The 21,980-nt window shown below is 61.2% G+C and carries 22 protein-coding genes; 11 read left to right on the top strand and 11 right to left on the bottom strand.

What is annotated here, in order from left to right:
• Position 1: 1 nt before the first annotated feature.
• Positions 2–2,605, top strand: coding sequence for an aminopeptidase N (gene pepN / locus MOD31_RS07280; protein ID WP_250820201.1), 2,604 nt, complete (start codon positions 2–4; stop codon positions 2,603–2,605).
• A 26-nt stretch (positions 2,606–2,631) separates the two neighbouring features.
• Here pepN and MOD31_RS07275 read toward each other — a convergent pair whose 3' ends face one another.
• From MOD31_RS07275 to MOD31_RS07255, 5 genes are all read right to left on the bottom strand, one after another.
• The gene (locus tag MOD31_RS07275; protein ID WP_374206981.1) at positions 2,632–3,741 is read right to left on the bottom strand and encodes a biotin/lipoate A/B protein ligase family protein; all 1,110 of its coding nucleotides are present in this window, start codon (positions 3,739–3,741) and stop codon (positions 2,632–2,634) included.
• 76 nt (positions 3,742–3,817) lie between these two features.
• Positions 3,818–4,075 carry a type B 50S ribosomal protein L31 gene (locus tag MOD31_RS07270; RefSeq protein WP_142939204.1) on the bottom strand — a complete coding sequence of 86 codons (258 nt, stop codon included), beginning with the start codon at positions 4,073–4,075 and terminating at the stop codon, positions 3,818–3,820.
• Positions 4,076–4,216: 141 nt separating this feature from the next.
• The gene (locus MOD31_RS07265; RefSeq protein ID WP_250820199.1) at positions 4,217–5,026 is read right to left on the bottom strand and encodes an RNA methyltransferase; all 810 of its coding nucleotides are present in this window, start codon (positions 5,024–5,026) and stop codon (positions 4,217–4,219) included.
• Positions 5,027–5,033: 7 nt separating this feature from the next.
• Entirely contained in the window at positions 5,034–5,819 is a 786-nt protein-coding gene (locus tag MOD31_RS07260; protein WP_250820198.1) for a sulfite exporter TauE/SafE family protein, read from the bottom strand.
• A 19-nt stretch (positions 5,820–5,838) separates the two neighbouring features.
• Positions 5,839–6,624, bottom strand: a complete 786-nt coding sequence (locus MOD31_RS07255; protein ID WP_062068735.1) for an ABC transporter ATP-binding protein — start codon at positions 6,622–6,624, stop codon at positions 5,839–5,841.
• A gap of 111 nt (positions 6,625–6,735) precedes the next feature.
• Between MOD31_RS07255 and serB the strand changes: the two genes are divergently transcribed.
• On the top strand, positions 6,736–7,629 hold the full coding sequence (gene serB, locus MOD31_RS07250) for a phosphoserine phosphatase SerB (protein ID WP_142939208.1): 894 nt from the start codon (positions 6,736–6,738) through the stop codon (positions 7,627–7,629).
• 427 nt (positions 7,630–8,056) lie between these two features.
• Positions 8,057–8,527 carry a hypothetical protein gene (locus MOD31_RS07245; protein ID WP_250820197.1) on the top strand — a complete coding sequence of 157 codons (471 nt, stop codon included), beginning with the start codon at positions 8,057–8,059 and terminating at the stop codon, positions 8,525–8,527.
• A gap of 77 nt (positions 8,528–8,604) precedes the next feature.
• Here the strand turns inward: MOD31_RS07245 and MOD31_RS07240 are convergent, their stop codons facing one another.
• The 3 genes from MOD31_RS07240 to MOD31_RS07230 form a co-directional block, all read right to left on the bottom strand.
• Positions 8,605–10,107 (bottom strand): sugar ABC transporter ATP-binding protein, encoded by a 1,503-nt coding sequence (locus MOD31_RS07240; protein ID WP_166840745.1) that lies wholly within the window; start codon positions 10,105–10,107, stop codon positions 8,605–8,607.
• A 325-nt stretch (positions 10,108–10,432) separates the two neighbouring features.
• Entirely contained in the window at positions 10,433–11,185 is a 753-nt protein-coding gene (locus MOD31_RS07235) for an SDR family oxidoreductase (RefSeq protein ID WP_142939209.1), read from the bottom strand.
• A gap of 116 nt (positions 11,186–11,301) precedes the next feature.
• Positions 11,302–12,027 carry a beta-ketoacyl-ACP reductase gene (locus MOD31_RS07230; RefSeq protein ID WP_142939210.1) on the bottom strand — a complete coding sequence of 242 codons (726 nt, stop codon included), beginning with the start codon at positions 12,025–12,027 and terminating at the stop codon, positions 11,302–11,304.
• 154 nt (positions 12,028–12,181) lie between these two features.
• On the opposite strand from MOD31_RS07230, the gene MOD31_RS07225 reads away from it, so the two are divergent.
• From MOD31_RS07225 to MOD31_RS07210, 4 genes are read left to right on the top strand one after another with little or no spacing between them, the layout of a single operon-like run.
• Complete coding sequence (locus tag MOD31_RS07225) at positions 12,182–12,679, top strand: DUF3099 domain-containing protein (protein ID WP_223940315.1); 498 nt, start codon at positions 12,182–12,184, stop codon at positions 12,677–12,679.
• The gene (locus tag MOD31_RS07220) at positions 12,676–12,951 is read left to right on the top strand and encodes a hypothetical protein (protein WP_142939212.1); all 276 of its coding nucleotides are present in this window, start codon (positions 12,676–12,678) and stop codon (positions 12,949–12,951) included. Before MOD31_RS07225 ends, MOD31_RS07220 begins: the two co-directional genes overlap by 4 nt.
• Positions 12,952–13,818: an SURF1 family protein gene (locus MOD31_RS07215; protein ID WP_142939213.1), complete on the top strand. Its 867-nt coding sequence runs from the start codon at positions 12,952–12,954 to the stop codon at positions 13,816–13,818. It begins immediately after the preceding gene.
• The gene (locus MOD31_RS07210) at positions 13,802–14,287 is read left to right on the top strand and encodes a YbaK/EbsC family protein (protein ID WP_250820196.1); all 486 of its coding nucleotides are present in this window, start codon (positions 13,802–13,804) and stop codon (positions 14,285–14,287) included. The genes MOD31_RS07215 and MOD31_RS07210 overlap by 17 nt, the downstream gene beginning before the upstream one ends.
• A gap of 177 nt (positions 14,288–14,464) precedes the next feature.
• Here MOD31_RS07210 and MOD31_RS07205 read toward each other — a convergent pair whose 3' ends face one another.
• Positions 14,465–16,063: an ABC-F family ATP-binding cassette domain-containing protein gene (locus MOD31_RS07205; protein WP_062068715.1), complete on the bottom strand. Its 1,599-nt coding sequence runs from the start codon at positions 16,061–16,063 to the stop codon at positions 14,465–14,467.
• A gap of 275 nt (positions 16,064–16,338) precedes the next feature.
• Here MOD31_RS07205 and MOD31_RS07200 point away from each other — a divergent pair, with 275 nt between their 5' ends.
• From MOD31_RS07200 to MOD31_RS07190, 3 genes are read left to right on the top strand one after another with little or no spacing between them, the layout of a single operon-like run.
• The gene (locus MOD31_RS07200; RefSeq protein ID WP_142939215.1) at positions 16,339–16,968 is read left to right on the top strand and encodes a biotin transporter BioY; all 630 of its coding nucleotides are present in this window, start codon (positions 16,339–16,341) and stop codon (positions 16,966–16,968) included.
• A 17-nt stretch (positions 16,969–16,985) separates the two neighbouring features.
• Positions 16,986–17,723, top strand: a complete 738-nt coding sequence (locus MOD31_RS07195; protein WP_142939216.1) for an energy-coupling factor ABC transporter ATP-binding protein — start codon at positions 16,986–16,988, stop codon at positions 17,721–17,723.
• Entirely contained in the window at positions 17,720–18,346 is a 627-nt protein-coding gene (locus MOD31_RS07190; protein WP_142939217.1) for an energy-coupling factor transporter transmembrane protein EcfT, read from the top strand. Before MOD31_RS07195 ends, MOD31_RS07190 begins: the two co-directional genes overlap by 4 nt.
• A 13-nt stretch (positions 18,347–18,359) precedes the next feature.
• On the opposite strand, the gene MOD31_RS07185 is transcribed toward MOD31_RS07190, so the two are convergent.
• Together MOD31_RS07185 and MOD31_RS07180 are read right to left on the bottom strand one after the other, a co-directional pair.
• Positions 18,360–19,583, bottom strand: coding sequence for a thiolase family protein (locus tag MOD31_RS07185; RefSeq protein ID WP_250820195.1), 1,224 nt, complete (start codon positions 19,581–19,583; stop codon positions 18,360–18,362).
• Positions 19,555–20,946, bottom strand: a complete 1,392-nt coding sequence (locus MOD31_RS07180) for a class I adenylate-forming enzyme family protein (RefSeq protein WP_250820194.1) — start codon at positions 20,944–20,946, stop codon at positions 19,555–19,557. Before MOD31_RS07180 ends, MOD31_RS07185 begins: the two co-directional genes overlap by 29 nt.
• Before the next feature lie 61 nt (positions 20,947–21,007).
• Here MOD31_RS07180 and MOD31_RS07175 point away from each other — a divergent pair, with 61 nt between their 5' ends.
• Positions 21,008–21,913: a neutral zinc metallopeptidase gene (locus MOD31_RS07175; RefSeq protein WP_250820193.1), complete on the top strand. Its 906-nt coding sequence runs from the start codon at positions 21,008–21,010 to the stop codon at positions 21,911–21,913.
• Positions 21,914–21,980: the final 67 nt, after the last annotated feature.

Genomic DNA, 21,980 nt, shown 5'->3' with positions numbered 1-21,980 from the left:
TGTGTCGAATCACAATCTCTCGCGCGATGAAGCCGCAACCCGTTCAGCCCTGATCACCACCCACAGCTACGACGTCACCCTCGATGTCCGCGACGCGGCAGATCCCGCCGTCGCCGGTTACCCGAGCATCAGCACGGTCACTTTCTCAGCCGAACCCGGCTCCGCCACCTTCATGGATTTCATCAGCGGCGGCATCGAATCCGTAGTGCTGAACGGCCTGACGCTTGACCTGCGGTCAGTGGTGGACCGCCACAGGATCATCCTGGAAGGCCTCGCTGCCGAGAATACCGTGACGGTGACAGGGACGGCGCTGTACAGCCGCTCAGGCGAGGGAATGCACCGCTTCGTGGATCCTGCGGATGGCCAGTGCTACCTCTACACGCAGTACGAACCGGCGGACAGTCGCCGCGTGTTCGCCAATTTCGAACAACCGGACCTCAAAGCCGAGTTCACCTTCCACGTGATCGCTCCAATCGGCTGGGAAGTCGCTTCCAACGGAGTTGAGGTGGCCCGCACGCCGGTTCAGGGCCAGCCGACTGCCGCGCGGTGGGATTTTGCCGCTACCAAGCGAATGTCCACCTACATCACCACGGTCCTTGCCGGCCCCTACTTCAAGGCCACGGACCACTGGGGAACAACGCTCGACGACGGCACTCGCCTGGACGTGCCACTGGCACTTTACTGCCGGGCTTCGTTGGCCGACTCCTTCGATGCCGATCACCTGTTCGGGTTGACCAAGAACGGTCTGGCCTTCTTCAACGACCTTTTCGCCTACCCCTACCCTTGGGGCAAGTACGATCAAGCGTTCGTGCCCGAATACAACCTCGGCGCCATGGAAAACCCCGGGCTCGTGACATTCACTGAAAAATACGTGTACGCCTCACGGGCCACCGACGCCCAGTACCAGGCCCGTGCCAATACCCTCATGCATGAGATGGCCCACATGTGGTTCGGAGACCTGGTGACTATGAGTTGGTGGGATGACCTCTGGCTCAAAGAGTCGTTCGCCGACTACATGGGGACACTGGGGGTGGACCGTGCCACGGATTGGGACACGGCATGGGTGAACTTCGCCAGCAAGCGCAAAGCCTGGGCCTATGTGCAGGACCAATTGCCCACCACGCACCCGATCGTGGCGGATATTCCGGACCTTGAAGCCGCCAAACAGAACTTTGACGGGATCACCTATGCCAAGGGTGCGTCGGTGTTGAAGCAGCTGGTTGCCTATGTTGGCTTTGATGCCTTCATTGCAGGATCCCGTCAGTACTTCAGGGACCACGCCTTCGGGAACACTTCCCTCCAGGATCTCCTGGCGGCCCTCAGCGCGGCCTCGGGACGGGATCTGGCCGGATGGGCCCGGCAGTGGCTGCAGACATCCGGCATCTCCACTATTTCGGCCGAGATTGTGGAAGACGACGGGATACTCGGTGCGGTAACGCTCCGGCAGGACGCCATCGATCCCCTCACCGGTCACCAGGAACTCCGTCCGCACCGTATGCGGCTGGGCCTGTATGACGCCGACTCAACGGGTGCCTTGGTAAGGACCGAAAGCATCGACGTAGACGTTGCAGGACCCAGCTCACTGGTGACGGAATTGCAGGGAAGGCGCCGGCCAGCGCTGCTCCTGGTCAACGATGACGACCTCAGTTACGTCAAGGTCCGGCTGGACAGCCGATCCGAACACACGGTAAGGACATCACTGAACAGGATTTCGGATCCTATGGCACGTGCTCTCTGCTGGACTGCGCTTTGGGATTCGGCCAGGGATGGCGTCACACCGGCGGCCCGTTACGTGACCGCCGTCGAGCAGTTCGCGCCTTCGGAAACGGGTATAGGTGTCCTGCTCAACGTGCTGGGCAACGCTGCCAGTGCCATCGAGCGCTACGTCCCCGCGGCCACGCGCGAGGGCGTGCGGAAGGATTTTCTGGGAGTAGCCGCTGAGCAGTTGATGGCTGCTGTTCCCGGCTCTGACCAGCAACTTGCCTGGGCCAGGACCGTGGCTGACGTTTCCAGGCACGGTGACAGCCAGCTCCCCCTGGTGCGGGGAATACTGGACGGCACCACCGTGGTGGAAGGCCTGGCCGTGGACGCTGAACTGCGCTGGAGCCTGTGGCAGGCGTTGGCAGCCCATGGGCAGGCGACCCTCGCGGAGTTGGACCGGGAGCTTGACGCTGATACCACAGCATCGGGCAAGGAGGGCTATGCTCTGGCCTCGGCCGCCCGTCCGGAGGCCTCAGTTAAGGCCGCAGCCTGGGATTCCATCGTCAACAGCACCGGTCTTTCCAACGAGATCCTCAGCGCCACCATAGCGGGGTTCGTCACTGCTCCCGGAGAGCTTCCTGAACGCTACATCGAGCCCTACTTCGAGTGCCTTGAACGAGTGTGGTCCGAACGGAGTATTGAAATCGCGGGCCGGATTGTCCGTGGACTCTTTCCCGGAGCCCAAAATCTCACCGAAGGCATGCGGCCTGCCGAGCATCCGGTCCTGCTGAGGACGGACCGTTGGCTTCATGAGCACCCAGGTGCTCCCCGTGCCCTGCGGCGCATCATCATCGAGCAACGGAGCCACTTGCTGAGAGCGTTGACCGCACAAGCGGCTGGGTGACCGCTCAAGCCGGTTGTGGGGAACGCCTAGGGAACCCGGTTCAGCCATTCCTCAGTGCCAAACTTCTCATTCACACGCTGCCTGGCTTCGTCGAGTTCACTCTCGGTGAGCCGTGATTCAACGGCACCGTAGCGTTCGATGAAGACATCCTGCATCGCCTCAATGATTGCCGACCGTGCGAGACCTGACTGGCGACGCAGGGGGTCCACGCGCTTCTTGGCGCTCCGGGTTCCTTTGTCCGAGAGCTTTTCCTTGCCGATGCGCAAGACCTCTACCATCTTGTCGGCGTCGATGTCGTAGCTCATGGTGACGTGATGGAGCATGCCGCCGTTAGCGAGCCTTTTCTGTGCGGCACCACCGATCTTGCCTTGATCGGTGGCGATGTCATTCAAGGGCACGTAGAAGGCAGTAATGCCCAGTTTTTCCAAGGCTGCCATGACCCAGGCATCGAGGAATGCGTAGGAGTCAGCAAAGCTGATGCCGTCCACCAGCGTCTGCGGCAGGTACAGCGAATAGGTGATGCAGTTTCCGGCCTCCATGAACATGGCACCTCCACCACTGATGCGACGCACCACGGAGATACCATGCCGCATGACCCCGTCCGGATCCACCTCGTTCCGCACCGACTGGAAGCTGCCGATCACCACGGATGGTTCTTCCCAGTCCCAGAACCGCAACGTGGGATTGCGTCGACCGGCTCCCACCTCTGCCGTGAGCACCTCATCCAGCGCGACGTTCACCTGAGTGGGCAGGACTGACGGCGGGATGACTTCCCACTGGTGGTCCGCCCAGCCTGTGGCCTTGGACAGTGCGCGACGGACTGCTACCGCCACCGCTTCGGCGGAGAAACCGAACATGACGGTGTTTTCGGGGAGGCCGCCCGTGACGGCCGCGGCGATGTCCGCCGCTGTTGAGTCTTCAGGAAGTCCGGTCAGCGCGCGGTTGATGTCCTCAAGGGCTTCATCGGGCTCCAGGAAAAAATCGCCGCTCAGCGAAACATTGGTAAACCGTCCATCAACCACCACCAGGTCAACTACTACGAGTTTGCCGCCCGGTACTTTGTATTCGCCGTGGAGGCGCGTGCCGTCGTCGTGGGTGGGCTGTTCGTGGGCCGGGTGGGAAGTCATGGTTTCCATCTTGCCGGAAAACGCAAAAGCCCGCATTGCCGGAAGTCCAGCAATGCGGGCCTTGAAAGCCTTGGGGTGAAGTGGGTTACTTCGAGCCGCCGAAGCCCTTGAAACGAGCGTTGAAGCGCTCGACGCGGCCAGCGGAGTCCATGATGCGCTGCTTGCCCGTGTAGAACGGGTGGGACTCCGAAGAGATTTCGACGTCGATAACCGGGTAGGTGTTTCCGTCTTCCCACTCGATGGTCTTCGAGGAAGACACGGTGGACTTGGTCAGGAACTGAGTACCGGAGGCCAGGTCGTTAAAGACAACAGCTTCGTACTTCGGGTGGATATCAGACTTCATAATGGGACCTTTTGTTCACGCAACTGGATTTTGCCAGCTGCCAGGTATGAATGGAGGTGGTCCGTGGCTGCAATGCGAACATTCCAGCGGGCGGGCCAACAACCAATCATAGCGGAAACGCCCATGCCAGACGAACCGGACTCAGTGCTGCGGACGAAGCTCCCAGAACGCCACTGCCGAGGCGGCTGCGACATTGAGTGAGTCCACACCTGCGCGCATGGGAATCTTCACGGTGAGGTCGACGGCGGCCAGCGTCTCCTCACTCATGCCGGCACCTTCGGTCCCCAGCACCAAGGCGAGTTTCGGGTAGTCTCTGGCGGCGAGTTCGTCCAGGGTCAACGCATCATCGGTCAGCTCCATGGCGGCCACCGTGAAGCCTTGCTCCTGCAGGCCTGCCAAGCTCTCAGGCCAGCTTTCCAAGCGCGCCCACGGTATTTGGAAGACCGTTCCCATGCTGACCCGAACGCTGCGCCTGTATAAGGGGTCCCCGCACCTGGGTGATACCAGCACGGCGTCCACACCCAGCGCCGCAGCTGAGCGGAAGATGGCGCCAACGTTGGTGTGGTCCACGATGTCCTCCAGCACAGCCACGCGTTGGGCGTTGCTAAGGAGCTGCGCCAGCGGAACGGGGGCTGGCCGGTGCATTGCAGCCATCGCTCCGCGGTGCAGGTGGAAGCCGGTGATCTCTTCCAATAGTGCAGCTTTGCCAATGAAAACCGGAACGTCGGGATACGCCTGGAAAACATCGTCCAGGTCCTCAAGCCACTTCTCCGCCAGGAAAAAGGAGCGTGGCTGATGGCCTGCGGCCAGTGCCCTGCGGAGGACCTTGGAGGATTCGGCGATGTACATGCCTTCCTGGGGCTCCCGGAGCTTCCGAAGATGAACATCGGTCAGCGTTGTGTAGTCGCTGACGCGGGGATCCTCGGCCGACTCAAGGTAGTGGAACGTCAAGGTGCGGTCACTTCAGCAGGTTGGCGATCATGAAGCCCAGTGCCACGATGCCGAGGACGAAGATCACGGCCCGCAGGACCTTCGGGGACAGCTTTCGGCCTACCTTTGAACCGATCAAGCCGCCAATGGTGGAGCTTACGGCGATGATGAGGACGAACAACCACTCAATACGGTCGAACGCAAAAATCAGGTAGGAAACGGCGGCAACCATGTTGACGCCCAGCACCAGGATGTTCTTCATGGCATTCGCGTTTTGCATGGTGCCGGAGAGGAAGACCCCCAGAATCCCCACCAGCAAGATTCCCTGTGCTGCCACGAAGTAACCTCCGTATACGCCTGCCAGGTACACGAGGACCACTAAAAGGACGTCGTGATTTCGATCGCGGATGGCATGCTCGGGGTTTTGTTCCCTGTTCTTCACCCAGGACTGCAGCTTGGGCTGGAAGACCACCATCAGCAAAGCCAGTATCAGCAGCACTGGGGCTACGTAGTGGAACACCTTCTCCGGGAGGTGGAGCAGCAGCCAGGCACCGGTAATGCCGCCCAGCAACGAGGCCGGCAAGAGTTTCATCAATTGCCGACCGCGGCCGGCGAGTTCGCGCCGGTAGCCCCAAGCGCCGGCGGCAGTCCCCGCCACCAGGCCCATGGCGTTGCTCATGGAGGCAACCACTGGCGCTGTGCCAATGGCGATGAGAACGGGGAATGTAACAAGGGTGCCGGAGCCGACGACGGCATTGATGGTGCCGGCCCACAAGCCCGCGAAAAAGACCAGGATGCTGCTAACAATCTCCACAGTAAGTTACAGAACTCCTCTAGCGCCGGGCAGTAGCCGTGTAGCGGCCGGCGTTCTCCGAAACATCCAAGGCCAGGCCGAAGGTGTTGCTGAGGTGCTCGTCGGTGAGTACTTCCTTGATGGGCCCAGCAGCGACCACTCCGCCTTCGCGCAGCAGCATGGCGTGAGTGAACCCTGGCGGCACTTCCTCAAGGTGGTGGGTGACAAGGACCATGGCCGGAGCTGCTTCGTCACTGGCGAGTTCGCCCAACTTGTGGACCAGTTCTTCGCGTCCCCCGAGATCAAGGCCGGCTGCGGGCTCGTCCAGCAGAAGCAGTTCGGGGTCCGTCATCAGTGCGCGGGCAATCTGGACACGTTTGCGCTCACCCTCGGACAGGGTGGCGAACGTCCGGTTCAGGAGAGGACCCATCCCCCAGTCGTTGAGCAGGGCAAAGGCGCGGCGTTCGTCGTCGCGCTCATAGCCCTCGCGCCAGCGGCCGGTAACTCCGTAGGCAGCGGTCACCACAACGTTGAGAACGTTCTCGTGTTCGGGAATCTGGGTGGCAAGAGCGGCGGAGGAAAGTCCGATCCGGGGTCGCAGTTCAAAGACGTCCACGCGGCCCAGGGTTTCGTCAAGGATTCCGGCCTTGCCGCTGCTTGGGTGCAGGCGGGCGGCAGCAATCTGGAGGAGGGTGGTCTTGCCGGCTCCATTGGGTCCCAGGATGACCCAGCGTTCGCCTTCGTTGACCTGCCAGTCAACCTTGTCCAGCAGGGTCTTCTTGCCTCGGACAACGCTGACGGAAGCCAATTCCAGAACATCACTCATAGCAGTAGACACTAGGACAAAAATACATATGACTGATAACCGGCAGTGAAGCAGGCTCTGTGTGGCGAAACGAATTCGGGCGCGTGCAACGCCCTCAGTAGGATTGGGGCCATGACTTCGAACTTGGCTGCAGTCAGCTATGGCGTGAACTTGTCCCCCGAATCCCTCGACAATGTGCGGAAGACGCTGGCCGATGCCGGCGCGGCAGTGTCATCGGAATCACAGGGTGGAGACGAGCGCTTTGGAGTGCACACGGCCGCTCTCTTGGTGGGCGGGGACACGGATGTGGAACTGCGCACCATGCGTCGGCTGGTGGCAGAGGCCGCAGAAGCAGGGGTGGATACTGCCATCGTGCCTGAATCGTTGCGCCAAGCCGCCCGAAAGCTCTTGATCATGGATGTTGATTCCACGCTGATCCAGCAAGAGGTCATTGAACTGCTGGCAGCGCACGCTGGCAAACGCGAGGAAGTCGCTGCCGTCACCGAAGCCGCAATGCGCGGCGAGTTGGACTTTGCCCAGAGCCTCCACGCCCGCGTTGCCGTCCTCGCAGGCCTGCCTGCCGCCGTCGTCGATTCTGTTCGCCAAGAGGTGCGCCTCAGCCTTGGTGCTGCAGAACTTGTGGCGGCTTTCAAGAAGGCGGGCCACGTGGTGGCGGTGGTGTCCGGAGGATTCAACCAGATCCTGGGTCCGATCGCTGATGAGCTCGGCTTGGACCATTGGATCGCCAACGAGCTTGAAATCGTCGACGGCGCGTTGACCGGTAAGGTGCTGGGCGCGGTGATCGATCGGGCCGCCAAGGAAAAGTACTTGCGCGAGTGGGCGGCTGCTGAGGGCATCAGCCTTGAGCACACCATCGCAGTGGGCGACGGTGCCAATGACCTTGACATGCTCAGTGCTGCCGGCATTGGAGTTGCTTTCAATGCCAAACCTGCTGTTCGCGCGGTGGCAGACGCCGTGATCACCATGCCGTATTTGGACGCCGTGCGGCACATAGCCAACGTGTGATTGCAGGGGCGCATTTTCCCCGAGCCCCTCTCCAGTCCCCTCGCAAAGCACCGGCGCGGTTATCCCGCCGGTGCTTTGACGTATCTGCGTGCCCGTTATCGACGCTCAAAACGTAAAGACCCGATCTGAAACAGTAAAACCAATTTCGTGACGCAGAAACAGAAACAATTTATACAATTGTCATTCTTTCTGGTGACGGAATACCCTCGATGGTAGCCGAGGGCGTATTTCAGTCTCCGATGCCCCTTAATTGTGTAAAGTGGAGATTCTTATCAATATCTCCGCATTATCAGCGGTTGACCGGAATGACGAAATTCGAGGGTAGGAAGTGGGCCGTTCAGAGCGCACATGGAAATGGTGGAAACGCGGCGAAGGCTACCAATCCAACGCCCATGAACAAGATGGCGCGGAAGGTCCCTTGTCACCCTTGCTTGAGATCCTCCACTTGGATCTTGATGACGACGACGCAAGCCGGTTTGTCGACTTCACAGAAACTCCCGATTACTCAATAGAACAGGAACTACCGGATATGAGCACACTGGACGAAGCCATAAAGCAACTGCTGGCCATCGAAGGATCAACTGGTGCTGCCGTGGTGGACTACTCCAGCGGCATGGCCTTGGCCCAGGGCGGAAGCCCCGGCTTTGACCTCGGAGTTGCTGCAGCCGGCAACTCCAACGTGGTGAGCGCCAAGTTGCGTACCATGGCCGACCTAAGCCTTGACAGCGACATCGAAGACATTCTTATTACCTTGGGAACGCAGTACCACCTCATCAACGTACTGAACTCGAGCGGCTCCAAGGGGCTGTTCGTCTACCTTGTGCTTGACAGGACCTATGCGAACCTGGCGCTTGCCCGGCACAAGCTCAAAAACCTCGCCAAGGACATCACCATCTGATCTTTCGAGGAAAGTCACTAGGGGCGGTGGCGCATCATGCGTCACCGCCCCTATTGCCGTGGCAGGGATCCAACGCGTCAAATTCTCGCGCGCCGGGCCTCGCTGCTGCCTGATTCAAATTTCACGCCCAACATATGGTGCACCAGCACATCTTCGTTGGTGTTGGCATTGGCCTCGATGGTCACGAGTTCGCCGTCTCGCATGACACCCACCCGGTGGCACCAGCTGATCAGTTCGGACAGGTCCGAGGACAGGAGAATAATGGCCACGCCTGTTTGGCTGAGCTCGTTGAGCATCTGGTAGACCGCTTCCTTGGCGCCGATGTCGATTCCGCGGCTCGGATGGCTAAGGATCAAGAGGTCGCAGCCTGTGGTCATCCACTTGGCAAGCTGCACTTTCTGGCGGTCGCCGCCCGAAAGCGTACTGATGTTTCCGTGGATGTTGGTGGTGCTGATGCGCATGCGTTGAATGACTTCCGCAACCCCACGAAGCTGCGTGATCTCATCCCGAAGGCTCGTTTCTCCCCCTTCCACGCCTCGCTGAAGGCCTGCCACTATGGTTCCCGTGGCCTGGTCAGCGTCGAGGGCATCGGACAAGTATCCGATCTTCAACCGCATGGCATCCTCGACCGACCGTATCTGCACTGCTTGTCCATGCATGAGCAGGTGGCCTGAGGTGCCGGGGCGGACACCCGCCAGCGCTTCGACCAACTCGTAGACGCCGGAACGATGCGTTCCTGCCAAGCCAAGAATCTCGCCCCTGCCCACACTGAAGGTAATGTCCCGAACCCTGTCCCCCACGCTGAGGGACACTACCCGCAGGACCTCATCAACCTCGGCGGGGTCGCTGGGCCTGGCGCTGCCTTCCAGTTCGTGCTGAAGCAACAGGAAGGCCAGTTCGTCGACGTCGGTATGGCTGGCCTCCAGGATTTTGTGCACCCGGCCTTCCCTGAGTATGGCTATGCGGTGGGCAATGGATCGGACCTCGTCCAGGCGATGGGTGATGTAAATGATGGCCCGTCCTTGCCGGACGAGCATGCGCAGAACCTGATGGAGCACGGCGACGTCATGGTCCGGAAGCGATGCAGCAACCTCGTCCATGATGACGAGCTGGGCTTCTTCGGCGACCATCCTCAGGACTTCCACCAGGGCTTGCTCAGCACGGATGAGGGATCCAGCTTTGGTGTCCGGATCCAGGCTGACGCCGATGTCACCGATCAGCTGGCTTGCTTGCTCACGGAGTTCCTCGTGGGGCCTGTCTGCCTGGAACGTACCGCGAAAGATGGCTTGTGCGATGGTTAGCTGGGGGTCGATCCTGAAGTTCTGCGGGATGAGGCCGACTCCGCAGGCTTGCGCTTCATCAAGGGATTCCGGCCCATACTTTTCTCCCGCCAGCGTCATCAGCCCGGCGTCGTGTTGATGCAAGCCGGCCAGTACACCCATCAGCGTGGTTTTTCCCGCACCGTTGGTTCCGATCAAACCCAGGATCTCGCCTCGTCGTACCGAAAGTGCAACGCCTTTGAGGATTCGCCGCTGATCGTATGATGCATGAATATTATCGGCGTGCAATAACAGGTCCAACGAAAGCTCCTAATGCAAGGGGACAATAATCGCCCTGTGAGTCAACCGAGTAGCTTCCACATGCTGCATGAGGTTGCTGAGCGTATCTAAACTCCCAACCCGGGGTTGTGCGGCCCGTTGATAACCAAGGGCGAGGGCGCCTTTGAGAGTCAATCAGATCAAATCCCATATTGCAAAGCGATTGCCGTAAAACAATAAAGCGCATTTCGTGACGCGAAAATCAAAATAATTGTTGGAATCGTTATTGTTCACACGCCAAGGCGTGTTTAAGCAGCAGAGGCCCGGGACACATGTCCCGGGCCTCTGCTGGAGTGGTGTGCGAAAGCTACTCTGACGTTTTGTCGAAGTAGTCGGCGCCGCCCACATATTCAGTGTGGCCGGATTCGACGTCGGCGGTCACCATCTTTGCCACCTCGGCTGCGAACTCCTCCACGGAGTAGAGCTTGCCGGCTTCCGCGCGGCGCGCTTCGATAGCGCCCGGGTTGGAGCGATCAAGCAACGTGGCAGTCACGGTGCCCTCGATCATATCGCCGGACACAACCACCAGTGAGATGCCCTTGTCCGCAAGGTTGGGCAGGAGGGCGCGCAGGGCATCCTCACCGGCGCGCTTGCTCTTTGCCACAGGCTCATACTCGGGCATAGTGGGCACGGTCTCCACAAAGTGCGCCTGGTGGCTGGTGACGAATACCACGCGAGATCCCTCGGGCATGAGGGGAACAGCCGCATTGAGCATGTTGACCTGGGCATCGCGGTTCAGCTTGAGTGCGTACCCCTCCTCCATGCCGGATTCCATACCGCCGGAGGCATTGAGGACCAGGATATCGAGGGAGCCGAACTCTTCCATCGCGGTGCTGGCCAGTGCGTGAACTCCTTCATCGGTAGTGAGGTCTGCGCCGACGGCGGCTGCACGTCCACCTGCAGCCTGGATCCCGGCCACTACCTTGTTGGCGCGAGGCGCCTTCTGGCGGTAGTTGACCACGACGGCGGCGCCCTCACCTGCGAGGATCTTGGCAACTTCGGCGCCAATTCCGCGGGAGGACCCTGTGACGATCGCGGTCTTGTTATCCAGCATTCCCATTCGTGCTCCTTTTGTTCACTTCATCCAAATTCGGTGGGCTCGGGTTCCATCATGCCAGCGGCACGGGAGAAATCCGTTGTTGCCCTCGAACAAAAACTTATGTGCGGGCTAGTTGCCTAGTGGCCCATCCCCAGGCCGCCATCCACAGGAATCACGGCTCCGGAGATGTACGCGGCCTCGTCACTGGCAACCCAGCGCACCACGTTTGCTACCTCGGAAGCTTCAGCGAAGCGTCCGGCGGGAACGTTGGCCAAATAGGACTTCTGCGTTTCCTCCGGCAATTCAGCAGTCATATCTGTGTTGATGAACCCGGGTGCAACAACGTTGGCCGTAATGCCGCGGCTGCCGAGTTCGCGCGTCAGCGAGCGTGCAATGCCCACCATGCCTGCCTTGGAAGCGGAGTAGTTGATCTGGCCGGGGGCGCCATAGAGACCGGAAACCGACGAGATGAGGACAACGCGGCCTTTCCGCAACCGGATCATGCCTTTGGAGGCCCGCTTGATGACACGGAAGGCGCCGGTGAGATTGGTGTCCAGGACTGACGTAAAGTCGTCCTCGCTCATGCGCAGCAGCAGCGTGTCCTTGGTAATGCCCGCGTTGGCAACCAGTACCTCCACAGGGCCATGCGCCTCTTCGACAATCTTGAACGCAGCGTCAATCGACGCCTCGTCCGTGACGTCGGCCTTCACCCCCAGGATGCCCTCAGGCAATTCTGATTCACTGCGGTAGGTGACAGCCACCTTGTCTCCATTGGCAAGGAAAGATTTGGCAATGGCGAGGCCGATGCCCCGGTTGCCGCCGGTGATCAGGACGCTGCGGCCGGTGGTTACTGCTTCAGACATGGGTTTGCTCCAGGTTCCGCGGCATTTGCCAGGCCGCTATGAGAGAGGGATTTTCTGAGTTGATCCTATCTGGCGGGCGCTGCAACCGGCGGGTAACCGGTCATCAGTGTGGTTTGGGCGAGTACGTCCTTGGTGAGAGAATTGATGAAGGCCTTTGGAGCGTGATGATTCAGTTGTGACACGAGAAAACAGTCCCCTGCAGCAAGTGCCCGGGGAACCGGACGCTTTTTCCGGTGCCCCCGAAGTCCACAGCATCACAGACGCCGCTGCTGCCCACTCCGAAGACATGCGTGATCGCATGGTCAAGTACGCGGTAGCCATGGGTATTCGCATGGTCTGTATCATCCTCATTTTTGTGGTCGATGGCTGGTTCAAGATCATTGCCATTGTGGGCGCCGTCTTCCTGCCGTGGATTGCGGTAGTCATAGCCAATGGCAATGACAAGGCCGAGGACCATAGCGAGTCCTTGTTGGACTACGTCGCCGTCCCTGAATTGGAACGTTCCCCCGAGCCTGAAGAAGCTCCCGTGGACGCCCCAACCGTGCTCCAAGGTGAACTGGTGGATGACGAAACACCTGGCACATCAGGAGGCCCGGCCACGGGCCATTCAAGCGATGCCGGACAGTCCGGCGACGAACGGGCGGCTTCATGAATATCTTCAACCTCGGCGGCCCGGGTGCGGCCAGCGGGGAGTCCGGACGCGCCACGGCTACGGCAACGTGCTCCCGCAAAGGTTGCCGCGCCGGCGCAGAGTGGCAGCTCCTGTGGAACAACCCGCGCATTCACACGCCGGATCGCCGTAAGGTGTGGCTTTCGTGCGGCGAACACCGGGACTGGCTGGAGGATTACCTGCAGACGCGTGGCCTCTGGAAGGAAACACTGCCGTTCAAGGCCAGTGAAGCAACAGCGAATGAGGCTGGCTGAATGTACCGTTTTCTCTTCTCCAGCAAGTGGCTGGGGTACTTCGTGCTGGCTGTTATTTTCGCCACAGCCTGTGTCTTCCTGGGGCGATGGCAGATGGACCGCCGGGCTGAGACGTTGGCAGAAATCAATCGGGTGGTGAGTAACTACTCGGCCACCCCCATCCCCTACGCCCAGATCAAGGACGAGTTCGACTCCCTGGACCCTGAACGGGAATGGACGCAGGTTGAGCTACGGGGCAGTTATGACCTCGACGGGCAGCGGGTTGTGCGCAACCGGCCGCTTAACGGCCAGCCAGGCTACGACGTCGTGGTTCCATTCCGGCTGACTACAGGCGAAGCAGTCGTGATCGACCGCGGCTGGCTACCCATCGGCAACAACACACCAGGCCGGCCTGACGTGATCCCTGCTCCACCCACTGGTGAAGTAACTGTGGTGGCCCGTCTCAAGCCTGCCGAACCCAAGCTGGATCGTGGCGCGGTTGACGGTCAGCTGGCTTCGATTGACCTCGCAAGCTTTGCCGAGGAACTCCCTTATCCAATCGCAACAGGTGCTTACGGGCAGTTGGCCAGTGAATCTCCTGCAGTGCGGCCGATGCCCACGCCTTTCCCCAAGCCGGCCACTGAGGAAGGGACGCACCTCTCCTACTCACTGCAATGGTTCGCCTTCGGCGTCCTGATGTTCATCGGCTTTGGATACGCTGCACGGCAACAGGCCCGGAACGCCGCCATTGATGCCGAAGACGAAGAGGACGAGCAGATCATGGCCGCGGGTGGCACGCCCAGGAAGCGTGCCCCCGCTCCCCGGAAAAACAAGCGACCCACGTCCGAAGAAGAGGAAGACGCCATCCTTGATGCTCAGGGCTACTGATCCGGTTCACGATCCGGTGCTCAATGTCCGGTCCGCTTTGACTGCCGCCGGCGCCGAGGACACCGTCCGGACATTCGAGGAAAAGGTCCCTACAGCTGCCGCCGCTGCTGCTGTGTTGGAATGTGAAGTCACGGCAATCACCAACAGCCTGGTCTTCGAACTTGATGGCGAGCCGCTGCTCATCCTCGCAAGCGGTGCGGCGAAGGTGGACACGGGGCTTGTGGCGGAGAAGCTGGGGGCCGGCAAAATCCGCCGCGCAAAACCCGACTTCGTGCTGGAACACACAGGCCAGGAAGTAGGCGGAGTAGCGCCCGTAGGCCACCCCAGGAAACTCCGCACCATCCTGGACACCTCGCTCCAAGAACACCCACTTCTCTGGGCAGGAGCCGGAGACCACAACTCCATGTTCTCCATCAGCTACGAAGAACTAGCGCGCATCACCGACGCTGAAGAACTCCGGGTCCGCTAGCTGCATCAGCCTGCGGGGGTGACCCCACCGCGAGCGAAGCGACGAGGTTGATCTGCGTAGCGTGCGTCTAAGCGAGGAACGAGCGAGCACGCGGCAGATCGAGCACGCCGCGCAGCGGAACGCAACCAGACGCGACGCAGCGGACGCAACACGCGCGCAGCCGAACGCAACCAGGGCTTACGCCAGCGTGATCAAGTCCAGGTAGTCCTCGTTCCAGTGGTCTTCAACACCGTCCGGGAGCAGCACAACGCGCTCCGGGTTCAGCGCTGACACGGCACCTTCGTCGTGGCTGACCATGACGACGGCGCCACTGTAGTTCTTGAGCGCACCCAGGATCTCTGCGCGGCTGGCCGGGTCCAGGTTGTTGGTGGGCTCATCGAGGAGCAGCACGTTGGCGCTGGAGGCAACAATGGTGGCCAGGGCCAGGCGTGTCTTCTCACCGCCGGAGAGGACGCCGGCGGGCTTGTCCACGTCGTCGCCGGAGAACAGGAACGAGCCCAGGATGCCTCGGACTTCGGCATCCTTCATGTCCGGAGCTGAAGACCGCATGTTTTCCAGGACCGTTCGGTCGACGTCGAGGGTCTCATGCTCCTGGGCGTAGTAGCCCACCTTGAGGCCGTGTCCGGGGATGATGTCGCCGGTGTCAGGCTTATCGACGCCGGCCAGCATGCGCAGAAGAGTGGTCTTGCCCGCACCGTTGAGTCCAAGGATGACCACCTTGGAACCGCGATCGATTGCCAGGTCCACGTCCGTGAAAATCTCCAGCGAACCGTAGGACTTGCTCAATCCCTCCGCAGTCAAGGGGGTCTTGCCGCAAGGAGACGGATCCGGGAACCGCAGAGCTGCCACGCGGTCGTTTTCGCGCACTGCCTCCAAGCCGCTCAGGAGCCGCTCTGCTCGCTTGGCCATGTTTTGGGCAGCGACGGCCTTGGTTGCCTTGGCGCGCATCTTGTTGGCCTGGTCGATCAGGACCTGCGCCTTCTTTTCGGCGTTGGCGCGTTCACGCTTCCGGGCGCGTTCATCCGTTTCGCGCTGGAGCAAGTAGCGCTTCCAGTCCATGTTGTAGTAATCGATCTGGGCGCGGTTGGCGTCCAGGAGGAAGACCTTGTTCACCGTCGCCTCGAGCAGGTCGGTGTCGTGACTGATCACGATCAAGCCACCCTGGTGGTTCTTCAGGAAGTCACGCAGCCAGGTGATGGAGTCGGCGTCAAGGTGGTTGGTGGGTTCGTCGAGGAGCAGGGTCTCCGCATCGGAGTACAGGATGCGCGCCAACTCCACACGGCGGCGCTGGCCACCGGAAAGGGTCTTGAGTGGCTGGTTGAGGAGGCGATCCGGCAACGCAAGGTTGGAGGAGATCGCAGCAGCTTCAGCTTCCGCTGCGTAGCCACCGCCCGAGAGAAACTCAGCCTCCAGGCGGTCGTAGCGATTCATGGCTTTACGCTGGACCGCCGCGTCATCGCTTGCCATATCCTCGTGGGCCTTCTTCAGCTTGCCCACCACCACATCCAGGCCGCGGGCCGAAAGGATGCGGTCACGGGCGAGCTGTTCCATGTCCGGAGTCCGCGGATCCTGTGGAAGGTAGCCGATCTCACCGCTGCGGGTGACCTTACCCCCGGCGGGGAGCCCTTCGCCGGCGAGGACCCGGGTGAGTGTGGTCTTGCCGGCACCGTTACGTCCGACGAGTCCAATCTTGTCCCCTTTGTCCACCCTGAAGTTGACCTGGTCCATGAGCAGGCGTGCGCCGGCGCGGAGTTCGAGGTCCTGGACGGTAATCAATTCGGGTGATGCCTTTCAATGGGGAACGCTCGCGGGGACCGGTGGGTCCGATAAGTGCGGCGGGGGCGGCCGTGAGAACAGCCTGTTCAAGTCTACCGGTACCTAGGCCGCTGTCTGACATCGGTCCTCCCAAGAGGAAACTGTGCTGACGGCCAAAGAATTCCGGGTCAGTGTTGTGGAAAGACTCCAAAATCCCGATTCCGTTCCCTCCGTACTCTCGACAACAGGGGAAACAAGAACATTCATCGCATCGCATTACACCCGATAGGACCGTCATGAGCCAGACCAACTCTTCCACTTCCGCTGCTACACTGCAGCGAACCGCGTCCTCCCGAAAACGCTGGACGGCCACAGACTTGGGCCTCATCGCAGTTTTCGCCGCCCTCGTAGCGGCCTCGGCAATTGTCCCGGGCATTCCGGTAGGCGCTCTTGGCGTTCCCATCACTTTGGTGACGTTGACGGTGATGCTCAGTGGACTGGTGCTCGGAGCCGGGCGTGGTTTCGCCGCCGTCGGGCTTTACGTGTTGCTCGGCTTCGCCGGTCTGCCGATCTTCAGCGGCGGGCGCAGCGGTTTGGGTATCCTCGCCACGCCCTCCGCCGGTTACATCATCGCGTTCCCGCTGGCGGCAGCCGCGACCGGTTACCTAACATCGGTGGTCATCCGCAGGACAGTCAAGTTCCGTTCACTGTGGCTCTTCGCAGCGACCATGGTGAGCAGCATCGTGGTTATTCACGCCCTCGGCGTCCTGGGCATGATGGTCAATGCCAAGTTGGATTTCACCAAGGCCTTCCTCGCAGACCTCCCTTTCGTCCCCGGCGATATCATTAAGAACGTCCTGGCCGTGATCATCGCCGTGGCAATCCACAAAGCCTTCCCGGATGTCTTGGTACGCCGGGTCAAGTAAGCGGGAACAATCACTCCATGAATTCCATCAGTTTCAGCAGGGTTTCGGTGCGTGTCGCAGTCGATGGCAGCGACACCCCCAAAACCCTGCTGCAAAATTTTTCCCTGGACCTCGCAGAACGCAGGATTGGAGTCATCGGCGCCAACGGCTCCGGAAAGTCCACGCTGCTGCGGCTCGTGAATGGCTTGGTTGAACCGAGCGAAGGCACAGTGGTAGTCCACGGAGATGACACTCTTGCCGATGTCCGCCGTGTCCGGGGCAATGTGGGTTTCGTCTTTACCGATCCCCTGTCACAGTTGGTGATGCCTACCGGGCGGGAAGATGTTGAGCTCTCGTTGCGCCGCTCCGTCAAGAACTCCAAGGAGCGGGCGGCGCGGGCAGAAGCAGTGCTGGATCGCTTCGGCCTGCTGCATCTGGCCGATCAAAGCATCTATGAACTGTCCGGTGGTGAAAGGCAGCTACTGGCCTTGGCCGCAGTCCTTGCGGTGGATCCCACCGTCCTGGTTCTCGACGAACCATCCACCCTCCTGGATCTTCGAAACCGCGAACTGCTGCGCCGCACAGTCGCTGGCCTGGATCAACAAGTCATCATGTCCACGCATGATCTCGACCTGGCCTTGGACATGGACAGGGTGCTGGTAGTTGAGGCCGGGCGTATCGTGTTCGACGGCGGTGCTGCAGACGGCGTCGCCCGGTACCGCGAGCTTTGCGCGGCTGCCCTGCCCGGTGCCGGCGTGGGTGATGTGCCGAGATGAGGGGGCATGGCTTCCTTATAGCCAACTACGTGCGAGGGAACTCGATCATCCACCGCACTCCCCTGTGGCTGAAATTTCTGGTTGTAGCGGCCTGCGGAGCGGCGTCCTTCCTTATTGTGGACTGGGCCGTGTCGCTGGTGGTCTTCGCCGTCATGTGTGGCTTATTCATGCTGACGGGGGCAGGCTTCCGCCGCCTTCTGAAGGCCATTTGGTTGGTGGCTCCTATCCTGCTGGTCATCGGTCTCTTCCAATGGTGGCAACTGGGCGGGCCCACCGCGGCACGCATCGTGTTCAATGTGCTGGTCTGCGTAGTGGCAGCTTCGGTCCTCACCGCGACTACTCCCGTGCAGGATCTTCTGGACGGCGTGGTGGCGTTGGCAAAACCGTTCCGGCGTTTCGGTGCCGATCCTGAACGATTCGCTTTGACCATCGCAGTGATGCTCAGGAGCATTCCCTTCATAGCCGGCGCCTTCACTGACGTAAGGGACTCAGCGCGGGCACGCGGGCTTGAACGCAATCCCCGCGCACTGGTGCTCCCTGTCTTCATCACCACTGTTGCGTATGCGCGCCAAACCGGTGATGCTTTGGCGGCCCGCGGGTTGGGCGAACCGGAGAGGGACTAGACCGGCGCAGGGGCTACAGCTTGGCGTACTGAAAGAGAGCTGCGGTTCCCATGCCTCCGGCGATACTGATCATGGCCAATGCCAGCGAACTCTCGCCCCGCACTGCGTAACTGCGGCGTGCTTGAGCCATCAACCTCGTCACCAGGACCGCTCCCGAAGCTCCGTAGCCATGACCCAAGGCAAGCGCGCCGCCATCAAGGTTGGCTTTCTGAGGATCAACGCCCAGATACTCCAGGCATGCGATGGTTTGGGAGGCGAATGCCTCATTGAACTCCACCAGATCAATGTCATCTGCGTCCACTCCATGGCGGTCCAGGAGCCGCTTGGCCGCGTGGGCTGCCCCTATGCCAAGAAATTCCGGATCAACGCCGACGGTCTCGCACCCCAGCACCAGCATCCCGTGCGTCGCGCCCAGGGTGCGGGCTCGTTTAAGGGACGTCATGACGACGGCGGACGCTGCGTCCGCGTCAAAGCATGAGTTTGCTGCCGTGACCGATCCGCCCGCCACGAATGCTGCTGGGAACCTCGCCATCAGCGGGGCCCGCAGTGAAGCTCGGGGGCCATCGTCCAGCGCCACCTGTTTCCCCTTGCTCTTGAGCGGAACAATTTCATCCTCAAAGAGCCCTGTCCTGGCAGCGTCAACGGCACGGTGATGGCTCCGGAGCGCGTACTCGTCCTGCCTCTGACGTGTCACGCCGAATTCGCGGGCGACATTCTCCGCCGCAACACCCATGTCCGGGTCGCCGAACTGCGGCGGCACAAAGCTGGCCCTGGAGTAGAAGTCGAGTTCGCCGTCGTCGTTTCTATTGGCCCGGGCCGGGGCGTTACTGATGCTTTCAACGCCCCCTGCCAAATACAGCGGATCCCCGCCGGCTGCCACCAAGCGGGATGCCAGTGCAATAGCGTCCAAACCTGAGCCGCATTGGCGGTCCACGGTAAGGCCAGGGACGTTGATGGGCAAACCCGCCTGGAGAGCTGCGAATCTGGCAACATTCCCGCCGCCGCCCACAGCATTGCCCACAATGACATCGTCCACCTCCGCCAGGTCCACGCCCGCTCTTTCAACCAGGGAAGCCAGTACGGGTGCCAGGAGGTCCGCGGCACGGAGGTGCTTCAGCCGGCCATTGGCACGACATATCGGGGACCGTAGTGCAGAGACAATGATGGGCTGTCGGGATTCATCGGCCCCACTGGCCGATCCGCTGCCGCTAACCAAGGACTTGCGCGCGCGGGTCATGGTTCTTGATCCAGTCCAGGAGAACTTTCCTGCTGACCTTGCCCCGGTCGGTCATGGGTAGCTCCGCCAACAAGTAATACTGCACCGGCCACTTGTCCCTGGCCAAGAGACCATCCAGGCCCGTGCGGAGCTGGGTGGCGGTGACCGCACCACAGGCAGGCACGACGCCGGCGATCACCTTTTGACCGCGGATGTCGTCTGGCACTCCAGCAGCCACCGCACCATCCACCCCGGGCACCGAAGCGATGGCAAGCTCAACCTCGTGCGGGTAGACGTTCTTGCCGGAGGTAATGATCATGTCCGAGCGACGGCCAAGGATATGCAGGGTGCCGTCCTCCAGAAAGCCCTGGTCCCCCACCGTGTACCAGCCATCAAGACACCGGAGGGCATGTCCGTCGTCGCCCCACAGGTAGCCGTTGCTGATCATCCCGCTGCGTACACTGATGTTCCCATGTTCCCCGTCGGGCAGGGGCCTGCCGGTGTCATCGAGGATGTTCAGTTCAACGCCTGGAAACGGGACGCCGATGCCGGTGCCACCGGCGTCCAACGGTTCGCCGGCAGCCAGCCGGGTCCCGGACACAAAGCTCAACTCCGAGGCACCGTAGTACTCGAAGATGGCCGCGCGGGGCGCCCACCGCCGTGCCGCTTCCAAGGTCCGGGCGTCCAGCTTGGAACCGGCACAGATGATGCTGCGGATACCGGAAGCATCAACGTCGCCGGCCAGTCCCCGCTCGCTGAGCAACCTCAGGGCAGTGGGCGCCAAAACAAGGCGGGTGATGCCGTCATGGCTGATGGCGGCATGGGCGTCGGCGACATCGAACGACTCAAGCGTATGGAAAGCCGAACCCGCGTACAGGCACTCTGAAAGGGCGAAAAGATTCAGGCTTGCTGACAAAGGACCGGGCGCAAGGGTCCGGTCCTCCTGGGACAAGCCAAAGAACTCGATGGAGGCATCGAAAGACACCTGCCAGGACCGGCGAGACCTGGTGAAGGCCTTGGGCACGGACGTGGTACCGGACGTGAGGCCGATGAGGAAGGTACTGGACGCGTCCCCGTCCACCAGTTCGGCGCCAACCGGTGTGGTGGTTGCGAGGACGCGTGAGGATACTTCTTCGATCATCGGGGCCGGCCATTCGGGGTCCAGAACGGCGCACCGCCGATCCCCCGCCACAGCGGCAGCATAGCGCTCCACGAAGCGCACAGAGTTGGGCTCTGCCAGAACGGTGGTGGCAGGGGCGTCCGCAACCAAGCCAGCTGCGGCGTCGCGGAGTCCCGCCCAGGTGAGCCGGCCGCTGCCCACAACGACGGCGGTGTCGTGGGGGCGCTCCTCGGCCCAGAGCTGAAGTTTATCCAGGAAAGGCATCCAAACAATTTTACGGCAGTGTCTGGCGCCAAGCACCAAAAGTGACGTCTATTCTGACTGTATGAGTTTCAATGACGGCGCGCAGCTTGACCCCTCCCAAGTGGAGGACCGACGTGGCAGTGGCATGGGCCGCGGTACCAAGATCGGTGGTGGAATCGGTGGCGGTATTGTGGTGCTGCTCCTGGCACTCTTCGGCATCAATCCCAGCATCCTTGGGGACCTGACCGGGGGCGGAATCCAGCCACCCGCCGTCGAAGGTGGCAGTGCCGGAGCCGGCGGCGTCCAGGAATGCCAGACCGGCGCCGATGCCGACAAACGCCTGGACTGCCGGATCACCGGTACGGTGAATAGCTTGAATGCTTTCTGGCCTGACTATCTGGCGGATTACAACGTCCAGTACCCGCGGCCCAAGACTGTCATCTTCAGCGAGGCCACAAACACCGGCTGTGGCGCGGCTACCAGCGCTGTTGGCCCCTTCTACTGCCCTGCAGACACCACCGCCTATTTCGATCCCGGCTTCTTCGATGAACTGGTGACCCGTTTTGGCTCTTCTGGAGGCCCGCTGGCACAAGAGTACGTAGTGGCCCACGAGTTCGGGCACCACGTCCAGAACATCCTCGGAAGCCTGGACAAGGCCCAGCAGGATCCACAGGGACCGCAGTCGGGGGCGGTGCGGGTGGAGCTCCAGGCAGACTGCTATGCGGGACTGTGGGTCCGCCATGCCACGACGCAGACGGATGCGAGCGGGAAGCCTTTCCTTGACCCCCTGACCCAGCAGGACCTGCAGGATGCGCTCTCGGCCGCTTCCGCCGTCGGCGATGACCGCATCCAGGAAGCCGCAACCGGCCGCGTCTCACCTGAGTCATGGACCCACGGCTCCAGCGAGCAGCGGCAAAAATGGTTCTATCAGGGGTACACCACGGGCGACATCAACAAGTGCGACACCTTCGGTGTGGCTGCGCCCTAAGGCATGACAACACCAAAAAGGAAGGGTTCCGGGTGATATACCCGGAACCCTTCCTTTGCCCGTTGCA

It is taken from the genome of Paenarthrobacter sp. TYUT067, from assembly GCF_023656375.1.
In the GTDB taxonomy this organism is placed as follows: Bacteria; Actinomycetota; Actinomycetes; order Actinomycetales; family Micrococcaceae; genus Arthrobacter.
This window is presented reverse-complemented; position numbering and strand designations above follow the sequence as displayed.